Source organism: Streptomyces sp. NPDC059248 (assembly GCF_042753905.1).
Lineage (GTDB): Bacteria > Actinomycetota > Actinomycetes > Streptomycetales > Streptomycetaceae > Streptomyces.
Map to the genome: position 1 here is coordinate 49,965 of NZ_JBHYZV010000005.1, position 20,991 is coordinate 70,955.

Consider the following 20,991-nt stretch of genomic DNA (forward strand, 5'->3'; position numbering starts at 1 on the left):
TCCATGGCGGCTGTCGGCGCGTCGAGTATGCCCGATCAGCGCACCGCCGTCACCAGGGGAATTCCCGCACCGGGCGGGTGCGGGAGCCGGGGTGGGTGTCAGGTGTGGGCGGAGACGGGGAGGGTGAAGTCGTAGCCCGCGGCGGGGCGCACTCGGACTGTGGCTCGGGCTACAGCAGGCCCAGCCGGGTGACCAGGACGGCGACGAGCACCACCAGGGTCCAGCCGAGGATCTGCTCCAGGAGGTCGGCCCGGTCCTCGGGGCCGCCGGTACGGGCGCGGGAGCCCGGGGCGGCGGACGGGGCGGGGGACGGCACGGCGGCGGCAGCGGTCATGGCGGTCTCACTCGGTCGGTCGGCACGGTCGGGCGTCCCGCCGGCGGTACGGTCTGCCCCGGAACGTCCCGACCACAGTGCCACCCGGACCCCGGGACGTCAGTGACCCGCGTCTCCCCGCCGGCAAAACCCTCTCCCGCCTGAACCGCACCCCGGTCTGCGGAATCGCCGCGCGCTCGCCATGGCCTCCGGTCCGATCGCGGCGCCGGTTCCGACGCGGACGTACGCGTCCGGAGGCGGGGCTACCGGCCCGACGAAACCCGGGCGGGGACGGTGACGGACCGGCGGGCGGGGCCGTACCCGCTCACAGCAGGCCGAGCGACCGCAGTACGCGGTGCTGGCTCGGCACCGGGTCGACCGGCCAGATGAGGTAGCAGACGCCTCCCGAACCGCTTCTGACCCTGCCATTTGCGTCGTACCTCTTCGTACGGAGCCAGATGTTCTCCCACTCCCTCCGCCGGTAGACCCGGCGGACGGCGGCGTTGTCGTCGGACGCCGGATCGTTGGCGATCACATCGCCGTCCGGGGTGAAGCCGATGACGGTCATCAGATGGCCGGCCGTGCCGTAGCCCGCGCCGGTCAGCTCCTCTTTCAGGAAGGACTGGGAGGTGATCGCGGGGATCCCGGCCCGGACGAGGCGCTCCAGTTCGGTCAGTGACCCGAGCCGGGTGACCACGGCGTTCAGCCCGGGGTAGGTGGCGGCGTAGGCGGTGTTGAAAGGCCAGTTCCCGCAGCCCCGGTACTGGTAGTCGTAGGTGAACCGGGCCGCGTGGCAGACCTGGGGGTCGTCGTAGGCCGGATTCACCCAGGACAGTTCGGCGGCCGTGGGCTTGCGCCCCCAGTACTCGATGATCATCTGGGCGGAGGTGGGGCTGCACCACGCCTGGCCGCCGTTGTCGTACTCGGGATAGCGGCCGATGTGGATGTTCTGGGAGTAGCGCGGCACGGCCAGCTCACGCGCCGGTCCAGGTGTCGTGGCGGGCACGGTGAAGCGATCCGGCACGGCCGAGGCCATCGCGCCGAGCCGCCAGACCGTCGGGGTGGCCCGGCTGCCCGGCCTGCGGTACAGCGTCAGCCGCAGCCGGTACGCCACCAGACGCGGCCCGCTCGCCGCGTCGTCGAGGGAGAGGGTGTCGGTCCAGACGGTCGCCCGGCCGTCGGTCTGGCCGTCGACGGAGGTACGCCGGATGTCGCCGTCGCCCGCGGCCCAGCGGCCCAGGACGAACCAGGGGGTCTCGACGCCGTCGGAGTAGGTGCCGCGGAGTTCGACCGCGAGCCAGGTGCCCTCCGGGGTGCGGGCGTTCCAGGAGGCGATGACCTCGGTCGCCGGGACGTCGGGGCGGTGCTCGGGCGACACCCAGACCGCGTACTCCCAGGGTTCGGTGCGCCCGGTGTGCGGATCGGTGTACTCCGTGACCCCGGCGGGGCGCCCGATCGCGACACCGGGGCGGCGGCCCGCGACTGCCCGGGTCCCGTCCGTCTCACCGCAGCGCCAGTCGGTGTAGGAGGCCCAGAAGCGGTTGTCCACGAGCCGGGCCGTCCTCACGGGGGCGGAGGGGGTTACGGGGGCGGTGGACGCCCCGGGGAGGGCCGCGGCACGGGTGGCGGCGGTGAACGCCCCCGCTCCCGCGGCCGCCGCGATCGCGGCGCCCAGCACGGTCCTGCGCGTGGTGGCTCTGGCCATGGTGACCCCCAAGTCGGAGGCGCCGCTGCGGCACGGCGCCGGCGAACGCCGAAGAAGCACGGCGGGACGGAAATCATCGGTGGAGCGGCGGTTCCCACGGGACGGCGGCGGGCGCCGCCGCGGGTCCGCCGGACCGCGACGGGGCCACTATCACCCGGCCGGCGCCCCCGGGGCCAGCGTTCCGGAGGCCGCGCCGCCACCAATATTGGTCGGACCACTGGCGGTCCCGCCCCCGGCCGGCCGGAGTCGGGACCGTCGCACGCTTACGCTGGGATCATGGAACACGAGCTGGACCGGCTGGCCGTTGAGGTGTACGCGGCGCCGCCCTCCTGCGGCCCCGTACGGCTGGTCGCGGTCGACGGCCACGCGGGTTCCGGCAAGAGCACCTTCACCGGGCTGTTCGCGACGGCGCTCGCCGCGCGGGCACCCGGCGGCGGGGACTCCCCGGTCGGCGTCCTCCACCTCGACGACCTCGCCAGTCACGAGGCGTACTTCGGCTGGACCGGGCGCATGCTCGACCAGGTGATCGAACCCCTCTCCCGGGGCGTGAGCGCGCACTACAAGCCGTACGACTGGAACGCGCGCCGCTTCACCGCGCCACGCGCCCTGCCCCCGACGCCCGTGATCCTGATCGAGGGCGTCGGCGCGGGCCGGGCGGCGCTCCGGCCGTATCTGGCCCGGCTGCTGTGGATGGAACGGGCGCCCGACGAGTCCTGGCCGCGGGGCCGCAGCCGTGACGGCATCGGCCTTTCGGCCTTCTGGGACTCCTGGACCGTGGCCGAGACCCGTCATTTCCTGGCCGATCCCTCCCGCCCCCACGCCGACACTCTGATACGGGAGTGCCGGGAGGGATACAAGGTGATTCCAGGACCCTCTGCGACCGCGTGAAAGCATCACTTCATCACATGGAGTGACCATTACCTCCGGTCGCACACAGGTGTCGGGAATCCGCCTCACGAGTGCCTGAACTCCGCTTGACCCAGGGGGTGTACAGGTCTTACGTTCTCAATGTGCGGCTTTCAGAGCCGCCGCAGACGCGAAGCCCCCGGTTGTTCCCCCGTGATCGGGGGCTTCGTTCTGCCCTCGGCCGCCGTCCCCCGGACCCCGCCGACCGCCCGCCCTAACCCTCGGTCACCGCCGCCGGATCGTCTCCCGTGCCCTTAAGTCCGGCGACCGCGCGCGGGTACGATTCCCTCGCGTGGGACCGCTTCCCGTCCCCGTAGGTCGGCGTCGTCCGGCGCCGAGGCGGTTCAGTCGGTGTACTTATGGGGGACCTGATGGACCTCGGCACGCAGGGCGCTCCGGCCCCGGCCGATCTCGCCTGGGTACGCGGAGTGGACGCGTACACGATGGGCGCCTATCCCCAGGCCGAGGAGGAGTTCCGGACGGCGGTCCGGCTCGACCCCGGCATGGCCGACGGCTGGCTCGGCCTCCATGCCCTGCGGGTCGAGACCACCGACGCCCTGCTGCGGATGTACCGCGCCAGGGACCGCTTCGGCGAGCAGCGCGCCCGGCACCGCCGTACGCTCAACTCCTGGTACTGGCTGGGCTGGTGGGTGCAGCCGGTCCTGGAGAGCCCGCGCGATCTGCTGCTGGCGCACGCCTCCCACTGGCTGGACGGCCGCCACGTACCCGAACTGGACCGCGCCCTCGCCGGACTGCCGCCGGTCGACACCGATCCCCAGGTGCGCTTCCTGCACGCCTGCCGGGCCTATCTGGTCAAGGACTGGGAACAGCTCGTCCGGCACACCGAACCGCTGGTGAACGACGCGCTGCTGGGGATAGAGGCGGGGCTGTTCGCCGGGATGGCCCGGGTGCGTCTGGAGATGTACGGGCAGGCCGAGCCGATGCTGTCGGCGGCGCTGATGCGCTGTCGCAGCGAGCAACCGCAGCGCAAGGAGTTGCGGTACTGGCTGGCACGGGCCCATGAGGGCACCGGGCGGACCGCGGCGGCCCTGCCGCTCTACCGGGCCGTGCACCGGGCCGATCCGGGGTTCATGGACACCTCCGCCCGGCTGGCGGCCATCGCCGAGTACGACGGCGTGGACCCGCTGGACACCCTGGGCGGCGACGGCACCGCCGCCGCCGTCGCCGCCGGGTACGACGCCCCGTCGGGGGCCGGCCTCGCGGTCTCCCTCGCCGGCTACGGCCCCGGCCAGGACACGGAGGCCGACGGACCCGGCCCCGAAGGTCCCCGCCCGGGCGCCGACCCGGCCGCCCAGCCGTCCGGCACGGTGTCGCCCACGGCCCCCGCCCCGGCGCCGGATCGCGGCCGGGACGCGGCGGGCGGCACCCGCCCCACCGGGTCCGCCGCGCCCGCGTCGTCGGCGTCACCGGGGGGACCGTACCCCTCGGGTCCCACCGATCCCGCGCTGCTCGCCGACGCTCTGGCCGAGCTGGAGCGCATGGTGGGGATGGAGCCGGTGAAACGGCAGGTGAAGGCGCTCTCGGCCCAGCTGGAGATGGCCCGGCTGCGGGCGGGCCAGGGGCTGCCCGTCCAGCCGCCGAAGCGGCACTTCGTCTTCTCGGGCCCCTCCGGCACCGGCAAGACCACGGTCGCCCGCATACTGGGCCGGGTCTTCTACGCGCTGGGGCTGCTCGGCGGCGACCATCTCGTGGAGGCCCAGCGCTCCGACCTGGTGGGCGAGTTCCTCGGCCAGACGGCGGTGAAGGCCAATGAGCTGATCGACTCGGCGGTCGGCGGAGTGCTGTTCGTGGACGAGGCGTACAGCCTGTCGAACTCCGGCTACGCCAAGGGCGACGCCTACGGCGACGAGGCGCTCCAGGTGCTGCTGAAGCGGGCCGAGGACAGCCGGGACCATCTCGTGGTCATCCTCGCGGGCTATCCCGAGGGCATGGACCGGCTGCTGGCCGCCAACCCGGGGCTGACGTCGCGGTTCACCACCCGCGTCGACTTCCCCTCGTACCGCCCGCTGGAACTGACCAGGATCGGTGAGGTGCTGGCGGCCGAGAACGGCGACGGCTGGGACGAGGAGGCGGTGGAGGAGCTGCGGTCCATCTGCGGCCATGTGGTCGACCAGCGGTGGATCGACGAGCTGGGCAACGGCCGGTTCCTGCGGACGCTGTACGAGAAGAGCTGCGCCTACCGGGATCTGCGGCTCTCCGGCTATCCGGGGACCCCGACCCGGGAGGATCTGTCGACGCTGCGGCTGCCGGATCTGATGCAGGCGTACGGCGAGGTGCTGTCGGGCCGCGGCCCGCTGGACCGCGGCCCCGGGGAGCCGCCCGCGCCGTAAAGGAACCTAGGCCGGGTCGGCGCTCCGCGCTTCGACGAGGGCCCGCAGGGCGCGGGCGTCGGTGATGGCCTGCTGACGGGCGATACCCGGCTGGATGCCGAGCGCCGGGAGACTGGTGCCGTCGCTGAGGTCGAGGAAGACCCAGGGGTCGCCCCGGCGCAGATTCACCCGGAGGATCTCCGCCCAGGCCAGCCTGCGGCTGCGGGTGAAGTTGACGACGGTGACGCCCTCCTCGTCGGCGACCACCTTCGGCCGGGCCAGCAGCCACAGGACGAAGAGGAAGCCAGCGGCGGTGACGACGAAGCTGATCCGCTCCCCGAGGCTGAGCCGTTCCAGGACGAGTCCCGTCCCGGCGATCACGGCGAACATCACCGCGCCGACGGAGAGCAGGACGATCCGGGTGCGGTGGGGCCGGAAGGTGGCCGGCAGCGCGGGGGGCTCGGCCGGTCCGGCGGGGTCCGGGGCGGCGGAGGCGGACGACGCGGATGCGGACATGGTCACGGAGTCCCTCAGAGCCGGCAGGCGTGGATGGCGGTGGTGAGAATGGCGCGCGCGCCCAGGTCGTACAGATCGTCCATGATCCGCTGCGCCTCCTTGGCGGCGACCATCGAGCGGACGGCGACCCAGCCCTCGTGGTGCAGCGGGGAGATCGTCGGGGATTCGAGGCCGGGGGTGAGGGCGATGGCCTGTTCGAGGTGCTCGACCCGGCAGTCGTAGTCCATCATCACGTACGCCCGCGCCACCAGGACGCCCTGGAGGCGGCGGAGGAACTGCTGGACCTTGGGGTCCTCGGGGTCCGCTCCCCGGCGGCGGATGACGACGGCCTCGGAGGTCATGATCGGCTCGCCGACGACCTCCAGACCGGCGTTGCGCAGGGATGTACCGGTCTCCACCACATCGGCGATGATCTGGGCGACGCCCAGTTCGACCGCGGTCTCCACGGCGCCGTCGAGGTGGACGACGGAGGCGTCGATCCCGTTGTCGGCGAGGTGCCGGGCGACGATGCCCTCGTAGGAGGTGGCGACCGTCATCCCGCCGAACTCCTCCGGGCCGCTCGCGGTGCCGGGCCGGGTGGCGTAGCGGAAGGTGGAGCGGGCGAAGCCGAGTTCGAGGATCTCCTCGGCGTCGGCGCCGGAGTCCAGCAGCAGGTCCCGGCCGGTGATGCCGATGTCGAGCCGCCCGGAGCTGACGTAGATCGCGATATCGCGCGGCCGGAGGTAGAAGAACTCCACCTCGTTCACGGGGTCCACGAGCACCAGCTCCTTGGACTCCTTGCGCTGCTGGTAGCCCGCCTCATGGAGCATCGCCGCCGCGGGTGCGGACAGTGAGCCCTTGTTGGGGACGGCGATGCGCAGCATGGGATCGGCTTCCTTACGTGACGACGTACGGGAACGGGGGAACTGGACGGAGGGGGACTGCGAGGGGGACTACGGGGGTGGGAGCGGGGCCGGGGGCGGGCCCCCGGCCCGGTGCCGGGCGGTGCCCGGCTCAGAGATGGGAGTAGACGTCGTCGAGCGAGATCCCCCGGGCCACCATCATCACCTGGACGTGGTAGAGCAGCTGGGAGATCTCCTCGGCGGCGGCTTCCTTGCTCTCGTACTCGGCGGCCATCCACACCTCGGCGGCCTCCTCGACGACCTTCTTGCCGATGGCATGGACGCCCTTGTCGACCAGTTCGGCGGTGCGGGAGGTCGTGGGGTCGCCGGTCGCCGCCTTCTGCTGGAGCTCGGCGAAGAGTTCTTCGAAGCTTTTGCGGGTCGTGTTCGCCATGATGGTCCCAGGGTACGGGGTCCGGGGCGCCGCTCAGCGCCAGGGTTCACTCACCGAACGGAGCGTCGCCGCGGTGGCGACGGCGGCGGTCACCGCCTCGTGGCCCTTGTCCTCGCGCGATCCCGGGAGCCCGGCCCGGTCGAGTGCCTGCTCCTCGGTGTCACAGGTCAGCACGCCGAAGCCGATGGGGACGCCGGTGTCGACGGAGACCTGGGTCAGCCCCTGGGTGACGCCCTGGCAGACGTAGTCGAAGTGGGGGGTGCCGCCGCGGATGACGACACCGAGGGCGACGACGGCGTCGTAGCCGCGGCCCGCGAGGACCTTGGCGACCACGGGCAGCTCGAAGCTGCCGGGGACCCTCAGCAGGGTGGGTTCGTCGATGCCCAGCTCGCGCAGGGCGCGCAGGGCTCCGTCGACGAGGCCGTCCATGACCTTGTCGTGCCACTGGGCCGCGATGACGGCGACCCGCAGGTCTCCGCAGTTCCGTACGGACAGTTCGGGTGCGCCCTTGCCGCTCACGCTTCTCCTCGGGACGGGACTGGATGGGATGGGTGTTGCCGGGTTACGGATCGGGGTTACGGATGGGGGTTACGGATGGGGTGTCACTGGTTGCCGCAGGCGGACCCGGCGGGGTCGAGCCAGGGCAGGTCGTGGCCCATCCGGTCGCGCTTGGTCCGCAGATAGCGCAGATTGTGCTCACCGGCCTGGACCGGCATCGACTCCCGGCCGTGGACGGTGAGCCCGAGACCGGTCAGGGCGCTGATCTTGTCGGGGTTGTTGGTGAGCAGCCGCAGTCCGCGGACCCCGAGGTCGGCCAGGATCTGGGCCCCGGCGGCGTAGTCGCGGGCGTCGGCGGGGAGGCCGAGCTCCAGATTGGCGTCGAGGGTGTCCGCGCCGCGTTCCTGGAGTTCGTACGCGCGCAGCTTGGGCAGCAGTCCGATGCCGCGGCCCTCGTGGCCGCGGAGGTAGACCACGACGCCCCGGCCCTCGTCGGCGATCCGCCGCAGGGACTCCTGGAGCTGGGGGCCGCAGTCGCAGCGCAGGGAGTGGAAGACGTCGCCGGTCAGGCACTCGGAGTGGACCCGGACGAGGACGTCGTCGGGGTCGCCCGCGAGGTCGCCGTGGACCAGGGCGACATGTTCGATGCCGTCGCGGACGGAGCGGTAGCCGTAGGCGGTGAACCGGCCGAAGGCGGTGGGCAGGTCGACCTCCGCCTCCCGGTGGACGGTGGGCTCGGTGGCCAGCCGGTGGGCGATGAGGTCCTCGATGGAGATGATCGTCAGTCCGTGCCGGCGGGCGAAGGGGATCAGCTGGGGCAGCCGCAGCATCACCCCGTCCTCACCGGCGATCTCCACGACCACCCCGGCGGGGCGGAGTCCGGCGAGCCTGGCCAGGTCGACGGCGGCCTCGGTGTGGCCGGGGCGGGCGAGCACTCCCCCGGGCTTGGCCCGCAGCGGGAAGATGTGTCCCGGCCGGACCAGGTCGGCGGGCTCGACGCCGCCGGAGGCCAGCAGGCGCAGGGTGGTGGCGCGGTCGGCGGCGCTGATGCCGGTGGTGACGCCGTAGGACGGTCCGGCGTCGACGGAGACCGTGAAGGCGGTCTGCATCGACTCGGTGTTCCGCTCCACCATCTGCGGCAGGTCGAGCCGGTCCAGTTCACCGCTCTCCATCGGGGCGCAGATCAGCCCGCGGCACTCGCTCATCATGAAGGCCACGATCTCGGGGGTGGCCTTCTCGGCGGCGAGTACGAGGTCGCCCTCGTTCTCACGGCTCTCGTCGTCGACGACGACGACCGGGCGGCCCGCCGCGATATCGCGGACGGCCTGGTCGACGGGGTCGAGGGCGAAGTCCTCGAGGTTGTCGGTGGAGTACCACGTGGGTGCCGGAATCATGCCGGTGCTCCTTCCAGAGCGGGGGTACGGGAGCGCAGCCACCAGTCGCGCATCCCCCACAGGACGAGGGCGAAGTAGATCATGTAGACCAGCCCGGAGAAGGCGAGTCCGCTGTTGAAGGCGAGGGGCACGCCGACGATGTCGACCAGCAGCCAGGCGAACCAGAACTCGACCAGGCCGCGGGCCTGGGCGATCATCGCGACGACGGTCCCGACGAAGATGTAGGCGTCGGCCCAGGGGCTCCAGGAGAGCGACGGGTAGAGGGTGAAGAGCCCGCCGACGGCCGCGGTGCCGAGGGCCGCGCCGCCCGCGAGGAAGGCGCGCTCCTTCCAGGTGGCGAAGCGGACGGCGACGGAGCCGTCCCGGGCCTTGCGGGTGCCGCGGGTCCACTGGTGCCAGCCCCAGGCGGCGACCACGATCACCAGGAGTTGTTTGCCGACGCCGCCGGTGAGCTGGGCGGAGGCGTAGGCGGTGACGAGGACCGCGCCGGACGCGAGCTGGGCGGGCCAGGTCCATACGGAGCGCCGCCAGCCGAGGGCGAGGGCGAGCAGACCGACGGTGTTGCCGATCATGTCGGACCACATGATGTGCTGGCCGAAGGCGGTGAACGCCTCGGCGTTCAGCCAGGAGAACGCGCTCATGGGGTGGGCTCCCCGGCTCCGGCGCGGGCACCGAGCAGCCGCTCCACGTATTTGGCGATCACGTCGACCTCCAGGTTGACCGGGTCGCCGGGGCCCTTCACCCCGAGGGTGGTCAGGGCGAGGGTGGTCGGGATGAGGCTGACGGTGAAGCGGTCGTCGCCCGCGTCCACGACGGTCAGGCTGACCCCGTCGACGGTGATGGACCCCTTCTCGACGACATAGCGGGCGAGGGGGCCGGGGAGGGAGATCTCGACGGTCTCCCAGTGTTCGGACGGGGTGCGGGCGGTGATGGTGCCGACGCCGTCGACATGGCCCTGCACGATATGGCCGCCGAGCCGTCCGCCGACCGGGGTGGGGCGTTCCAGATTGACCCGCGAGCCGGGCTCCAGCGCGCCCAGGGCGGAGCGCTTGAGGGTCTCGGCCATCACATCGGCGGTGAACTCGCCGTCGGCGGTGTCGACGACGGTGAGGCAGACGCCGTTGACGGCGATGGAGTCGCCGTGCCGGGCGCCGTCGGTGACGACCGGGCCGCGCAGCCGGAAGCGGGCGGCGTCCGCGAGGTGCTCGACGGCGGTGACCTGACCCAGTTCTTCGACGATTCCGGTGAACACTTCAGCGCTCCTTGGGGGTGATGGCGGGCACGGCGGTGATCCGCAGATCGGGACCGATCCGGACGGTCTCGGTCATGTCGAGACGCAACGCGTCGGCGATCGTGCCGATTCCTGCGTAGGAGAGGGCGGCGGGTCCGGCGCCGAGGAGGACGGGGGCGAGATAGCCGACGACGCGGTCGACCGCGCCCGCCGCGACGAACGCCCCGGCGAGGGTGGGGCCGCCTTCGAGGAGGACGGAACGGACGCCCCGCCCGTACAACTCCGTGAGCAGTGCCGGGACCGAGAGTCCGGTTCCGGTGTCGGCGGCCGGGAGCCGAACCACGTCAACGCCGCCGGCTCCGGCTCCGGCTCCGGCGATACGGCTGGTGTCGGCGTCCTCGCCGACGGCGACGAGGGTCGGGGCCGTACCGTCGAGGACGCGGGCGCCGGGCCGGACGGTGGCCCGGGTGTCGAGGACGACCCGCAGCGGCTGGACGGCGCCCGGGACGCCGCGGGCCGCGAGGTGCGGGTCGTCGGCGGCGAGGGTGCCGGAGCCGACGACGACGGCGTCCGCCTCGGCGCGCAGCCGGTGGACGTCGGCCCTGGCCTCCGGGGAGGTGATCCAGCGGCTGGTGCGGTCCTCGGCGGCGATCCGGCCGTCGAGGGTGGCCGCGTACTTCCACAGCACATGGGGGCGGCCGGTGCGGACGGCGGTGAGCCAGGCGGTGTTCCCGGCCTTGGCCTCGGCCGCGAGCAGGCCCTCCTCGACGGTGATCCCGGCGGCGCGCAGGGTGGCGGCGCCCCCGGTGGCCTGCGGGGTGGGGTCGGGGACCGCGTAGACGACCCGGCCGATCCCGGCGTCGATCAGCGCCCGGGTGCAGGGGCCGGTACGGCCGGCGTGGTCGCAGGGTTCGAGCGTGACGTACGCGGTACCGCCGCGGGCCCGCTCACCGGCGGCGGTCAGGGCGTGGACCTCGGCGTGGGGTCCGCCCGCGCGGCGGTGGTAGCCCTCGCCCGCGGTGCGGCCGGCGGCGTCCGTGACGACACAGCCGACGACGGGGTTGGGGCTCGTGGAGCCGAGGCCGCGGGCGGCGAGCGCGACGGCTCGGCGCATGGCGGCAATGTCGGCTGCGGTGGCCACCGGGTCCTCCTGCCTCTCGGGCACGGACTCCGGGGCCTGTCGACGAACGACAGATGGACGCGCGATCCCCACGTGATACGGCCGCGCCGGGCCGTGGACGGGCGACCGCCCGCCCCGTCAGGGGGAGCGATCAGCTCATTCCGGCCGACGGGCCCGAAGGGCCGCCCGCCGCGCACTGCCTCCCATCCGGACTTTCACCGTCGGTCCAGGAGTTTCACCTGGTCAACCGGCCGCTGGCTGCGGCCGGGTCGCGGACTTTAACCGCCGGCTCGGAATTGCACCGACCCCGGAGTACGCTGCTGCTGATACAGGGCCAGTCTGCCATGGGCCGCCGTCGGCCAAACGGGTGAACCTCTGTGGGCTGACTCACAGGCCGTCACGGAATCCGCGATCCGCCCCCGCCGGGAACGACGGGGAACGAGTCGTACCGGGCTATTGACGCAGTGGTCTAGTCCTCTTAGTCTCGGCGCCACTCCGCTCACGCGCGCGGGGTGCGTACGCCCGGCGGCGGAGTCCCGGCCCTTGCCGCCGCCGGGCGTTCCGGTGCGCCCGGAGCCGGTCGTGGTCGCGGGGGTGTCAGCCCAGGACGCGTACCGGACGGCCCGCCAGGAACGCCTCGACGTCCTCGACCGCCTGCCCGAAGTAGCCCTCGTAGTTGCGCCGGGTCACATAGCCCAGATGCGGCAGTCCGAGGAAGTTCGGGGCCGTGCGCCACGGATCGTCCGCGGGCAGCGGCTCGGTGGCGAAGACATCGGCGCCCGCGCCCGCGATCCAGCCCTCGCGCAGCGCCCGCAGCAGCGCGTCCTGGTCGACGATGCCCGCGCGCGAGGTGTTGACGAGGAGGGCGGTACGGCGCATCCGCCTCAGCTCGGGCTCCCCGATCAGGCCCCGGGTGCGGTCGCCGAGGACCAGGTGGACGGTGACGACGTCGCTGGTCTCCAGCAGTTCCTCCCGGGAGGCGGCGGGTGTCACGCCCACGGCGGCGGCGTGTCCGTGGTCGAGGTTGCGGCTCCAGGCGGTGACCTCCATCCCGAACGCGGCGCCCACCCGGGCGACCCGGGTCCCGATCTTCCCGAGGCCCAGGACGCCGAGCCGGCGGCCGTGCAGATCGGCGCCGAGGGTCTGCTGCCAGGGGCCGCCGGAGCGCAGGGCCGCGTTCTCCACGGCGACCCCGCGGGCCAGACCGAGGATCAGGGCCCAGGTCAGTTCGGCGGGCGGCTCCGGATTGCTGGCCGTACCGCAGACGGTGACGCCGTGGCGGGCGGCGGCGGCCAGGTCGATCGCGGCGTTGCGCATCCCGGAGGTGATCAGCAGCCGGAGCCGGGGCAGCCGGGCGAACAGCTCGGCGGGGAAGGGGGTGCGCTCCCGCATCACCACGAGGATCTCGCAGTCGCCGACGGCCGCGGCGACCGCGTCGTGGGTCGGCAGCGGATCGCGGATGAAGCGGGTCTCGACCCGGTCGCCGAGCCGGTCCCAGTCGGCGAGCCCGCGGGCGACGCCCTGGTAGTCGTCGAGCACGGCACACCGCAGGACCGCCTCGTCGCGCGCGGCCGGTTCCGATCTGCCCGTCACTGCCGTCATCCCGTCAGCCTCCTCCGTCACCGATTCAGCGGGAGCGTAGTGCACGACCGTGCGCCCCAGGCGCACAACCGACCTCGGCGGATGTGGTGCGGCGGCGGACGCGTTGCGCGGCAACACCGGTACCGCGGCCCGCGGCCGGGCGGCGGGCGCGGCCGCCGGACCAGCGGCGACGCCCATCGACGGGAGTGCGGCGGATACGGCTCCGCCGTCGCCGCCGTTGCCATCGGGCCGGCCGGGCGGCGCAACACCCGGCCCGCGCCCCATGCTGTGCCTCAGCTTCCGGCGTCCGTCCGGAGGGGTTCGGTCCCCGCCGGGTCCGGTGGGGCGTCGCAGGAAGGAAGGGACGCCATGGAGCGCCCGCTGCTGTCGTTGAGAGCCACTCTCGTGCTGTTGCTCGCGGTACTCGCCGGGGTGGGGGCGGGGGTGCTCACCGGGTTCGCGGGCGAGGGCACGGCGCGCAGTGTGCTGTGCGGGTTCGCCGCGGCGGGCCTCGCGGTCCCGTTCTTCGACCGGCTGGTGGGGCCTGCGGAGCGGTCCGGCGGCGGCGCGGGCGCGGCCGGGGCCGGGGAACGGGCGGGCGCGGCCGGGGCCGGGGGTGAGGTCCGTGACTGAACTCAGGCCGCTCGGCCCGGGGCTGACCCCGCAGGCCCGGGCGCTCGCCCAGGAACTGCGCGGGCTCTTCCACGCGCTGGGCGTCTCGGTACGGCGGTACGCGGCACGGCGGCTGCGGGACCCCGGCACGCTCTCCCGCTATCTCAACGGCACCCGGGTACCGCCGTGGGAGGTGGTGGTGGATCTGTTCACCGATCTCGCCGAGCACCGGGGCAGGGCGGCAACCCCGGAGGCGATCGCGCTGGTACGGCGGCTGCACGAGGAGGCGCTGGCGACCTCGGTGCCCTCGCCGCGGCACGCCCTGGAGGTCCTGGAGCGTCAGCTGGCCGACGCCGACCGGGTCTCGCGCCGCTCCGCCGTCCAGGGGGACGTGATCGGCGAGGCGCTGCTGGACCGGCAGCACCGGATCGCCGATCTGGAGGTACGGATCAGTGAGCTGGAGGCGGCGCGGATCGCGGAGCGGGAGCGCGCCGACCGGGCGGCCGACGCGGCGCCCGACGTGTCGGAGCTCTTACGCGAACGGGACGCCCTCCGGGCCCAGGTGGGCCGGCTGGCGGAGGAGTTGACGGCGACCCGGTTCCAGCGGGACCGCGCGGAGGAGCGGTGCGGGCTGCTGGAACGGCAGCTGGAGGCGATGGAGAAGGTCCAGCGCGGCGACGGCTTGCCCCCACTGGTCCCGCCGGCGGCCGGGCCCGTGACCAGGAGCCTGCCGAAGGTGCTGATCGTGGACGACCAGAGGGACAACCTGATGGCCATGAAGGCGGTCCTGTCGACGCTCAGCCAGGAGCTGGTGGCCGTGTCGTCGGGCCGCGACGCGCTCAAGGCGCTCCTCGACCACGACGACTTCGCGGTGATCATCATGGATGTCCAGATGCCCCTGATGGACGGCTACGAGACGGCCGCGCACATCAAGCGGCGCGGCCGGAGCAGCAAGGTGCCGATCATCTTCCTGACCGCGATGGGTGCGGACCCCGAACACTCGGCGCGCGGCTACGCGGCGGGGGCGGTGGACTACATCGGCAAGCCGTTCGACCCCTGGGTGCTCCGGGCGAAGGTCGCGGTCTTCACCGGCATCTATCTCGAACGCCACGGCGACGGCGGGACGCGCTGAGTATCTGCCGGGGCGGGCACGGTCCCGCACCTCCCCTGGTCCGCCGGGGCCGCCCGAGCCTTCACCCGCGGGGCGTCGCCGGTACGCCCCGGGCGGGTACGGCGGCGTACGGCGGTCGGTGCGGCCCCACCCGGGAACCGGGCACGGCGGGGACTACGCGCCCGGGGCGAAGACGTCGTCCTGGGCGTGGTCGCGGGCCGTGAGGAGGGCGCCGCGGAGGATGGCCCTGCCGCCGAGTTCGCCGGGGCGGACCTCCGTGGGCAGCGGGTTGAGGGCGGCCAGCCGGGTGGCCACCCGGTCCGCCAGGTCCGTGCCGCCCGCCAGGCCGACCTCGCCGCCGAGGACGACGCACCCGGGGTCGAGCACCGAGGTGACGGCCGCGGCGCCGAGGGCGACCCGGTCGGCGAGGGCGTCGAGGAAGCCGGCCGCCCCGGCCGCGACGGCCTCGGCGACGACCGTCGAGGCGGTGGACTCCGAGGCGTCGGGGGCCTTCAGTCCGTGGTCGGCGGCGAGCGCGCCGATCGCCGCCGAACCGGCCAGGGAGTGGAACCCGCCGTCGCAGCCGGACGCGGACGGCAGCCCGCCGGTGCCGGGCACGGGCAGGAAGCCGATCTCGCCCGCGCCGCCGGACACGCCCCGGCGCAGCCGCCCGTCGAGGAAGAGGGCCGCGCCGACGCCGTGGCCGAGCCAGAGGAAGGCGAAGGTGTCGCGGTCCCGGGCGGCGCCGGAGCGCTGTTCGGCGACGGCGGCCAGGTTGGTCTCGTTCTCCAGGACGATCCGGGCGGGCAGCCGCTGCTGGAGCGCGGCGACGAGGCTGCGGTGCCAGCCGGGCAGCCCCGATTCACGGAGCTCCCCGGTGCCGGGGTCGATCAGGCCGGGCACGCCGACGGCGACGGTGTGCAGCCGGGCGGCCCCGGCGTCCCGGGCGGTGCGCTCCAGCAGCGCCGCCGCCTGCTCGACGGCGGGCCCCGCGGGAGTGTCGCGGGCGATCGGCAGGGACGCCTCGGCGAGGGTCGTCCCCAGGAGGTCGGCGACGACGAGGGACACCCCCTGGGTCCGGACGTCGAGGGCGGCCAGCTGGGCGCGGTCGGCCACGATCCCGTACACCCGCGCGTTGGGGCCGCGCCGCCGGACACCGGCCTCCCCCACGATCCGGATCAGCCCGGATTCCTGGAGGCGTTCGACGAGATCGGCGACGGTCGGCCGGGAGAGCCCGGTCAGGACCTTCAACTCCCCCGCCGTCAGCGGGCCTTCGCGCTGGAGAAGCCCCAGGGCGAGCCGGTCGTTGATGGCCCGGGCGGTGCTCGGGGATGCGGGCATGCCGGAATCCTTCCAGATCGGTTTCCGGGCCCGGCCGACGGGTCACGGAGAGAGAGGGAGACGTACCGGACCCGGCCGGTACGCACGGTCCGCACGGTTCCCCGGCGAAAAACCGGATGCGCGGGGATTAACTATCAGGCAACCTTCCTGATAGTTTACGGGAGTCCGCGGAACGGCGGACTCCGAAACCAGGGGGAGCGTGGGCGTATGGCGTCGGGCGGGACGGTTCTCGACCCCGGGCAGCTCCGGCGGGCACGGTTCGCGCTGGCCGCGGTGTTCTGTGTGCACGGCGCGGTGGCCGGCAGCTTCGCCACCCGGATCCCGTGGATCTCGGACCACACCGGGGTCAGCGCCGGACAGCTCGGACTCGCCCTCGCCTTCCCCGCGATCGGCGCGTCGCTGGCGATGCCGCTGGCCGGGGCGATCAGCCATCGGCTGGGCGCCCGTACGGCCCTGCGCTGGCTGCTCGCCCTGTGGACCCTCGCCCTGACCCTGCCGGCCCTCGCCCCCAATCTGCTGGGACTGTGCGCGGCGCTCTTCGTCTACGGCGCCACGTCCGGCACCTCGGACGTGGTGATGAACGCCGTGGGCGTCGAGGTCGAGAACCGGATGGAGCGGTCCATCCTGTCGGGGCTGCACGGCATGTGGAGCGTCGGGGCCCTGGTCGGTTCGGCGGGCGGCACGCTCGCCGCGCATCTGGACACCGACGCCCGGATCCATCACGCGCTGGCCGCCGCGGTCCTCACCGTCCTCGGCCTGCTGGCCTGCCGGGGTGTCCTCGACGTCCGGAGCGCCCCGGACGAGGAGCCGCCGCCGCACTTCGCGATCCCGCCGCGGTCGGCGGTGGTCATCGGGGCGATCGGCTTCTGCGCCGTCTTCGCCGAGGGCGCCAGCCTGGACTGGTCCGCGGTCTATCTGCGGGACGTCCTGGGCACGTCCCCCGGTCTCGCCGCGGCGTCCACCACCGCCTTCGCCCTGACCATGGCCGTGGCCCGGCTGGCGGGCGACCGGATCGTGGACCGCTTCGGCCCGGTGCGTACGGTGAGGACCGGCGGGGTCGTGGCGACCGCGGGCGGGCTGCTCGTGGTGCTGGCTTCGCAGCCGGCGACGGCCCTGACCGGCTTCGCCCTCATCGGGCTCGGCGTCGCGATCGTCGTCCCCATCGCCTTCGCGGCCGCGGGCCGCAGCGGGCCGCGGCCCGCCCAGGCCATCGCGGGCGTCGCGACCATCACCTATACATCGAGCCTGATCGCGCCGTCCGCGATCGGCGGGATCGCCGATCTGACCAGCCTGGTGACCTCCTTCGGCCTGGTGACGGCGCTGGCGTTCGGCCTGGTCCTGGGCGCCGGTGTGCTCCGTTCGGCGGGCCGCGGCCCGACGGCGGGCGGCGGGGCGAAGCCCTCACCCGCCGATGCCACCACGGACGTACCGGCCGGAGAGCCCCGCGGCTGACCCGACCCGGCGGCGCTCCCGAGCGCCGCCCCCCGATCCGGCCCCGGGCGGACCCACTGCCACCCCGTCCGTCCGGGGCCGAACCCTCCCCTTCTCCCCCGCGCCCCCGGCACCGGGGGTTTTCGGCCATCCACCACCGGCCCGTGCCATCGCGACCTGAGCGGTGACCTCAGCTGTGACCGCAGCGACGACCGGAGCGACGACCTCAGCCTGTAGCGAGTCGCCGGACAGGGCCCGGTCGAGCCCGGGGACCTCCGCCGCAACACGGTGGACCGCCGCCCGCGGCAAGGGCGACGGCCCGGCCGTACGTCCCGAAAGCGGACCACGGCACGGCGGCCGGGTTCCGCCCGTGCGACGAACGGCCGAAAAGTGCCACTAACATGGCGCCGATCGTCCACGACCCGCGTGCCGATCCGCCGAGCCGCCGCCCCGGACGTCCGTCCCGGCCGCGCGCCTCGGTCCCGTCAGACCGAACCCCCGTGAGAAGTGGAGCCGCCCGGTGAATCTCGGCGTGCGTTGGACCCTGCACGGCGACGGGCGGACCCCCGCTCCTGGCGCCGTCGTACGCCCCGACGAACGGCTCTCCTGGCCGCGGACGGCGGGCCTCGGAGCCCAGCACGTGGTCGCGATGTTCGGGGCGTCCTTCGTCGCTCCGGTACTGATGGGTCTCGACCCCAATCTCGCGATCATGATGTCCGGCGTCGCCACCATGATCTTCCTGCTGGCGACCCGCGGCCGGGTCCCCAGCTATCTGGGCTGCTCGCTCTCCTTCGTCGGTGTCGCGGCCGCCATCCGCGCGGGCGGCGGGGACAGCGCGACCGTCACCGGCGCGGTCTTCGTCGTCGGTGTCGCGCTCTTCCTCTCCGGTCTCGCGGTGCGCCGGTTCGGCGCCCGGATCATCCATGCGGCGATGCCGCCGATCGTCACCGGCGCCGTCGTCATGCTGATCGGTTTCAATCTGGCGCCGGTGACCGCCAGCACCTACTGGCCGCAGGACCAGTGGACGGCGCTGCTGGTGATGCTCTTCACCGGGCTGGCCGTGGTCTGTCTGCGCGGCTTCTTCTCCCGGATCGCCATCTTCCTCGGGCTCCTCTTCGGCTACGGCCTCTCCTGGGTGCTGGACCGGGTCTTCGGCAAGATCCACTCCCCGCTGGGCGGCGGTGCGGCCGTGGACCACTGGCGGCTCGACTTCTCCGCGGTCGGCGACGCCGCCTGGGTGGGGCTGCCGTCCTTCCACGCCCCCGCCTTCGAGTGGTCCGCGATCCTGATCGCGCTGCCCGTCGTGATCGCGCTGATCGCCGAGAACGCGGGGCACGTCAAGGCCGTGGGCGAGATGACGGGCGATCCGCTGGACGACAAGCTGGGAACCGCGATCGCGGCGGACGGCGCGGCGTCGATGCTCTCCACCGCGGTGGGCGGCCCGCCGAACACCACGTACTCCGAGAACATCGGGGTGATGGCGGCGACCCGGGTCTACTCCACGGCCGCCTACTGGGCCGCCGCCGTCTTCGCCCTGCTCTTCGGGCTCTGCCCCAAGTTCGGCGCGGTCGTGGCGGCGATCCCGGGCGGGGTGCTCGGCGGTATCACCGTGATCCTGTACGGGATGATCGGCCTGCTCGGCGCCCAGATCTGGATCAACGCCAAGGTGGATCTGAGCAATCCGCTCAATCTGGTCCCGGCCGCCGCGGGCATCATCATCGGTGTCGGCGGGGTGTCGTTGAAGATCGGCGACGACTTCGAGCTGGGCGGTATCGCCCTCGGCACGATCGTCGTGATCACCGGCTACCACGTCCTGCGGGCATTCGCCCCGGCGCATCTGAAGACGCAGGAGCCGCTGCTGGACGAGGGCACGTCCCGGTACGACACCGACACCGACACCGACACCGGAACGAGCTCCGGCAAGGACTGACCCTTCGCCCGTTCCGGGGACGGCTCCGCCGATCCGGCCCGGGGCGGGGTCCGGGCTGGGACCCTGACCCCATGGTCCGGATCGAACAGAGCGCGGCGGTCGGCGTGGTGGACGCGGCCGACCGGATGCGGGCGCTCGACGCCCGCTGGCCCGCCCGTGACGGCGTGGCCGTCTTCAACCGTGTCTATCTGACGGTCACCGAGGACATCGCCCGGCGGATCGAGGGGGGCGAGTTCCCGGACCGCCGGGCCGCGACCGTCCTCGGCGCGCTCTTCGCCGAGCGGTATCTGTCGGCGGTCGCGCTGGCCGAGTCCGGCGGACGGCCACCCGCCTGCTGGCGCCCGCTGTTCCAGTACCGGCGGCATCCCGGCGTACGGCCGCTCCAGTTCGCCCTGGCCGGGATCAACGCCCACATCGGGCACGATCTGGCGCTCGCGGTGGTCGACGCCTGCCGGGCGCTGGACTGCGGCCCGCCGGACCTGGAGAACGAGTTCGACCAGGTCGGCGAGGTACTGGTGCTGCTGGAGGAGCGGATCCGGGAGGAGTTGATGCCGGGCCCCGACCTCTTGGAGGTCGCCGATCCGCTCACCCATCTCGTCGGCGCCTGGAGTCTCGACCGGGCCCGGGACGCGGCCTGGTCGGCGGCCCGGCTGCTGTGGGGTGTCCGGGAACTCCCGGGTCTCGCGGAGGAGTTCACCGAGCGCGTCGACACCGGCGTCGGGCTGGTCGGCCGCTGTCTGCTGACGCCCTGGCCCTGATCGCCGGCCGGGTACGGCCAGGGCGCGCATCCGGTCGGCTCGGGCATCGACCACCACGGGCGTCGGCCCTTCAGGCGTTGGCCCTTCAGGCGTTGACGCCCGCGTCGACGGTGAGCACCGTCCCCGTGATCAGATCGCCGCCGGGCCCGGCGAGATGCGCCACGGTCGCGGCCACGTCGTCCGGCTGGAGGAACCGGCCGAGCGCCGTACCGGCCCGCACCTCGTCCGCGCCCTCGCCGTCCACCGGGTTCATATCGGTGGCCGTGGGGCCGGGGTTGACCGCGTTGACCGTGATGCCCCGGGGCCCCAGCTCCCGCGCCAGCGCCCGGGTCAGCCCGGTGACGGCCGACTTGCTCATCGTGTAGAGCACGATGTTCGGCAGCACGGCGCGGTCGCTGAAGTTGGTGCCGATGGTGATGATCCGGCCGCCGTCCGGCAGATGCCGGAGGGCCGCCTGCGCCGCCACGAACGGCGCCTTGGCGTGGATCGCCAGGACCCGGTCCAGCTCATCGGCCGTCACATCGCCCACGGGGCCGTACGGGAACACGCCCGCGTTGTTGACGAGGACGTCCAGCCGCCCCAGCTCCGCCGCGGTCCGGTCGACCGCCGCCGTCACGGCGTCCGCGACCGCCGAGTCGGCCTCGACGGCGACCGCCCGGCGGCCCTCCGCCGCCACCTCGGCCACCAGCTCCTTCGCCTTCTCCGCGCTGGTCGGCGAGACATAGGTGAACGCCACATCCGCCCCCTCGCGCGCCAGTCGGCGCACGATCGCCGCGCCGATCCCCCGGCTGCCGCCCGTCACCAGTGCCACCTTGCCCAGCAGTGTGCCCATGAGTGCGTTCCCCAATTCCGTATTGATCGACACAGAAATACGAACACGGCCCTCCGGGGCGCGTCAAGGTATATTTTTATCGAGCGACACAGAAAGAGTCGAGGGTC

General features: G+C 73.5%; 20 protein-coding genes and 1 riboswitch. Of the genes, 7 read left to right on the forward strand and 13 right to left on the reverse strand.

Annotated features, from left to right (window positions below; all coding sequences use genetic code 11):
* Positions 1-169 precede the first annotated feature (169 nt).
* Together ACFXG1_RS03700 and ACFXG1_RS03705 are read right to left on the reverse strand one after the other, a co-directional pair.
* Positions 170-334: an SCO1431 family membrane protein gene (locus ACFXG1_RS03700; protein ID WP_384717340.1), complete on the reverse strand. Its 165-nt coding sequence runs from the start codon at positions 332-334 to the stop codon at positions 170-172.
* Positions 335-638: 304 nt separating this feature from the next.
* Positions 639-2,018: a C39 family peptidase gene (locus ACFXG1_RS03705; protein ID WP_384717343.1), complete on the reverse strand. Its 1,380-nt coding sequence runs from the start codon at positions 2,016-2,018 to the stop codon at positions 639-641.
* A 276-nt stretch (positions 2,019-2,294) separates the two neighbouring features.
* On the opposite strand from ACFXG1_RS03705, the gene ACFXG1_RS03710 reads away from it, so the two are divergent.
* Positions 2,295-2,906, forward strand: coding sequence for a uridine kinase (locus tag ACFXG1_RS03710; protein ID WP_384740670.1), 612 nt, complete (start codon positions 2,295-2,297; stop codon positions 2,904-2,906).
* A 389-nt stretch (positions 2,907-3,295) separates the two neighbouring features.
* Complete coding sequence (locus tag ACFXG1_RS03715; protein ID WP_384740673.1) at positions 3,296-5,275, forward strand: AAA family ATPase; 1,980 nt, start codon at positions 3,296-3,298, stop codon at positions 5,273-5,275.
* Between the two features lie 6 nt (positions 5,276-5,281).
* On the opposite strand, the gene ACFXG1_RS03720 is transcribed toward ACFXG1_RS03715, so the two are convergent.
* The 9 genes from ACFXG1_RS03720 to ACFXG1_RS03760 form a co-directional block, all read right to left on the reverse strand.
* Entirely contained in the window at positions 5,282-5,770 is a 489-nt protein-coding gene (locus tag ACFXG1_RS03720) for a PH domain-containing protein (RefSeq protein WP_384740676.1), read from the reverse strand.
* A gap of 14 nt (positions 5,771-5,784) precedes the next feature.
* Positions 5,785-6,633, reverse strand: coding sequence for an ATP phosphoribosyltransferase (hisG, locus tag ACFXG1_RS03725; protein WP_384719437.1), 849 nt, complete (start codon positions 6,631-6,633; stop codon positions 5,785-5,787).
* Between the two features lie 130 nt (positions 6,634-6,763).
* Positions 6,764-7,045 (reverse strand): phosphoribosyl-ATP diphosphatase, encoded by a 282-nt coding sequence (locus tag ACFXG1_RS03730; RefSeq protein ID WP_384719435.1) that lies wholly within the window; start codon positions 7,043-7,045, stop codon positions 6,764-6,766.
* A gap of 33 nt (positions 7,046-7,078) precedes the next feature.
* The gene (gene ribH / locus ACFXG1_RS03735) at positions 7,079-7,564 is read right to left on the reverse strand and encodes a 6,7-dimethyl-8-ribityllumazine synthase (protein WP_384719433.1); all 486 of its coding nucleotides are present in this window, start codon (positions 7,562-7,564) and stop codon (positions 7,079-7,081) included.
* Between the two features lie 83 nt (positions 7,565-7,647).
* Positions 7,648-8,937, reverse strand: a complete 1,290-nt coding sequence (locus tag ACFXG1_RS03740) for a bifunctional 3,4-dihydroxy-2-butanone-4-phosphate synthase/GTP cyclohydrolase II (protein ID WP_384740681.1) — start codon at positions 8,935-8,937, stop codon at positions 7,648-7,650.
* A complete protein-coding gene (locus ACFXG1_RS03745; RefSeq protein ID WP_384740684.1) occupies positions 8,934-9,578 on the reverse strand; it encodes a nicotinamide riboside transporter PnuC in 645 nt (214 codons plus the stop codon). Before ACFXG1_RS03745 ends, ACFXG1_RS03740 begins: the two co-directional genes overlap by 4 nt.
* On the reverse strand, positions 9,575-10,189 hold the full coding sequence (locus ACFXG1_RS03750) for a riboflavin synthase (RefSeq protein WP_384740686.1): 615 nt from the start codon (positions 10,187-10,189) through the stop codon (positions 9,575-9,577). The genes ACFXG1_RS03745 and ACFXG1_RS03750 overlap by 4 nt, the downstream gene beginning before the upstream one ends.
* 1 nt (position 10,190) lies before the next feature.
* Positions 10,191-11,309: a bifunctional diaminohydroxyphosphoribosylaminopyrimidine deaminase/5-amino-6-(5-phosphoribosylamino)uracil reductase RibD gene (ribD, locus tag ACFXG1_RS03755; RefSeq protein ID WP_384740689.1), complete on the reverse strand. Its 1,119-nt coding sequence runs from the start codon at positions 11,307-11,309 to the stop codon at positions 10,191-10,193.
* Positions 11,310-11,477: 168 nt separating this feature from the next.
* Positions 11,478-11,608: riboswitch (FMN riboswitch) on the reverse strand.
* Between the two features lie 277 nt (positions 11,609-11,885).
* Positions 11,886-12,890 carry a D-2-hydroxyacid dehydrogenase family protein gene (locus ACFXG1_RS03760; protein ID WP_384740692.1) on the reverse strand — a complete coding sequence of 335 codons (1,005 nt, stop codon included), beginning with the start codon at positions 12,888-12,890 and terminating at the stop codon, positions 11,886-11,888.
* A 348-nt stretch (positions 12,891-13,238) separates the two neighbouring features.
* Between ACFXG1_RS03760 and ACFXG1_RS03765 the strand changes: the two genes are divergently transcribed.
* Together ACFXG1_RS03765 and ACFXG1_RS03770 are read left to right on the forward strand one after the other, a co-directional pair.
* The gene (locus ACFXG1_RS03765) at positions 13,239-13,502 is read left to right on the forward strand and encodes a hypothetical protein (RefSeq protein WP_384723718.1); all 264 of its coding nucleotides are present in this window, start codon (positions 13,239-13,241) and stop codon (positions 13,500-13,502) included.
* A complete protein-coding gene (locus tag ACFXG1_RS03770) occupies positions 13,495-14,613 on the forward strand; it encodes a response regulator (RefSeq protein ID WP_384740695.1) in 1,119 nt (372 codons plus the stop codon). Before ACFXG1_RS03765 ends, ACFXG1_RS03770 begins: the two co-directional genes overlap by 8 nt.
* 153 nt (positions 14,614-14,766) lie before the next feature.
* On the opposite strand, the gene ACFXG1_RS03775 is transcribed toward ACFXG1_RS03770, so the two are convergent.
* Positions 14,767-15,933 carry an ROK family transcriptional regulator gene (locus ACFXG1_RS03775; protein WP_384740698.1) on the reverse strand — a complete coding sequence of 389 codons (1,167 nt, stop codon included), beginning with the start codon at positions 15,931-15,933 and terminating at the stop codon, positions 14,767-14,769.
* Between the two features lie 207 nt (positions 15,934-16,140).
* Between ACFXG1_RS03775 and ACFXG1_RS03780 the strand changes: the two genes are divergently transcribed.
* The 3 genes from ACFXG1_RS03780 (at position 16,141) to ACFXG1_RS03790 (ending at position 20,052) form a co-directional block, all read left to right on the forward strand.
* Complete coding sequence (locus ACFXG1_RS03780) at positions 16,141-17,385, forward strand: MFS transporter (protein WP_384740701.1); 1,245 nt, start codon at positions 16,141-16,143, stop codon at positions 17,383-17,385.
* A 499-nt stretch (positions 17,386-17,884) separates the two neighbouring features.
* Positions 17,885-19,294: a uracil-xanthine permease family protein gene (locus tag ACFXG1_RS03785; protein ID WP_384740704.1), complete on the forward strand. Its 1,410-nt coding sequence runs from the start codon at positions 17,885-17,887 to the stop codon at positions 19,292-19,294.
* Between the two features lie 71 nt (positions 19,295-19,365).
* A complete protein-coding gene (locus ACFXG1_RS03790) occupies positions 19,366-20,052 on the forward strand; it encodes a DUF5995 family protein (protein ID WP_384740707.1) in 687 nt (228 codons plus the stop codon).
* Between the two features lie 85 nt (positions 20,053-20,137).
* Here ACFXG1_RS03790 and ACFXG1_RS03795 read toward each other — a convergent pair whose 3' ends face one another.
* Positions 20,138-20,884, reverse strand: coding sequence for an SDR family NAD(P)-dependent oxidoreductase (locus ACFXG1_RS03795; RefSeq protein WP_384740710.1), 747 nt, complete (start codon positions 20,882-20,884; stop codon positions 20,138-20,140).
* Positions 20,885-20,991 lie beyond the last annotated feature (107 nt).

What these genes read in the sequence shown, in the direction of transcription:
- ACFXG1_RS03700 (WP_384717340.1), bottom strand. Translation starts at nt 334, where the DNA reads ATGACCGCTGCCGCCGCCGTGCCGTCCCCCGCCCCGTCCGCCGCCCCG.
- ACFXG1_RS03705 (WP_384717343.1), bottom strand. Translation starts at nt 2,018, where the DNA reads ATGGCCAGAGCCACCACGCGCAGGACCGTGCTGGGCGCCGCGATCGCG.
- ACFXG1_RS03710 (WP_384740670.1), top strand. Translation starts at nt 2,295, where the DNA reads ATGGAACACGAGCTGGACCGGCTGGCCGTTGAGGTGTACGCGGCGCCG.
- ACFXG1_RS03715 (WP_384740673.1), top strand. Translation starts at nt 3,296, where the DNA reads ATGGACCTCGGCACGCAGGGCGCTCCGGCCCCGGCCGATCTCGCCTGG.
- ACFXG1_RS03720 (WP_384740676.1), bottom strand. Translation starts at nt 5,770, where the DNA reads ATGTCCGCATCCGCGTCGTCCGCCTCCGCCGCCCCGGACCCCGCCGGA.
- hisG (WP_384719437.1), bottom strand. Translation starts at nt 6,633, where the DNA reads ATGCTGCGCATCGCCGTCCCCAACAAGGGCTCACTGTCCGCACCCGCG.
- ACFXG1_RS03730 (WP_384719435.1), bottom strand. Translation starts at nt 7,045, where the DNA reads ATGGCGAACACGACCCGCAAAAGCTTCGAAGAACTCTTCGCCGAGCTC.
- ACFXG1_RS03740 (WP_384740681.1), bottom strand. Translation starts at nt 8,937, where the DNA reads ATGATTCCGGCACCCACGTGGTACTCCACCGACAACCTCGAGGACTTC.
- ACFXG1_RS03745 (WP_384740684.1), bottom strand. Translation starts at nt 9,578, where the DNA reads ATGAGCGCGTTCTCCTGGCTGAACGCCGAGGCGTTCACCGCCTTCGGC.
- ACFXG1_RS03760 (WP_384740692.1), bottom strand. Translation starts at nt 12,890, where the DNA reads ATGACGGCAGTGACGGGCAGATCGGAACCGGCCGCGCGCGACGAGGCG.
- ACFXG1_RS03765 (WP_384723718.1), top strand. Translation starts at nt 13,239, where the DNA reads ATGGAGCGCCCGCTGCTGTCGTTGAGAGCCACTCTCGTGCTGTTGCTC.
- ACFXG1_RS03775 (WP_384740698.1), bottom strand. Translation starts at nt 15,933, where the DNA reads ATGCCCGCATCCCCGAGCACCGCCCGGGCCATCAACGACCGGCTCGCC.
- ACFXG1_RS03780 (WP_384740701.1), top strand. Translation starts at nt 16,141, where the DNA reads ATGGCGTCGGGCGGGACGGTTCTCGACCCCGGGCAGCTCCGGCGGGCA.
- ACFXG1_RS03790 (WP_384740707.1), top strand. Translation starts at nt 19,366, where the DNA reads ATGGTCCGGATCGAACAGAGCGCGGCGGTCGGCGTGGTGGACGCGGCC.
- ACFXG1_RS03795 (WP_384740710.1), bottom strand. Translation starts at nt 20,884, where the DNA reads ATGGGCACACTGCTGGGCAAGGTGGCACTGGTGACGGGCGGCAGCCGG.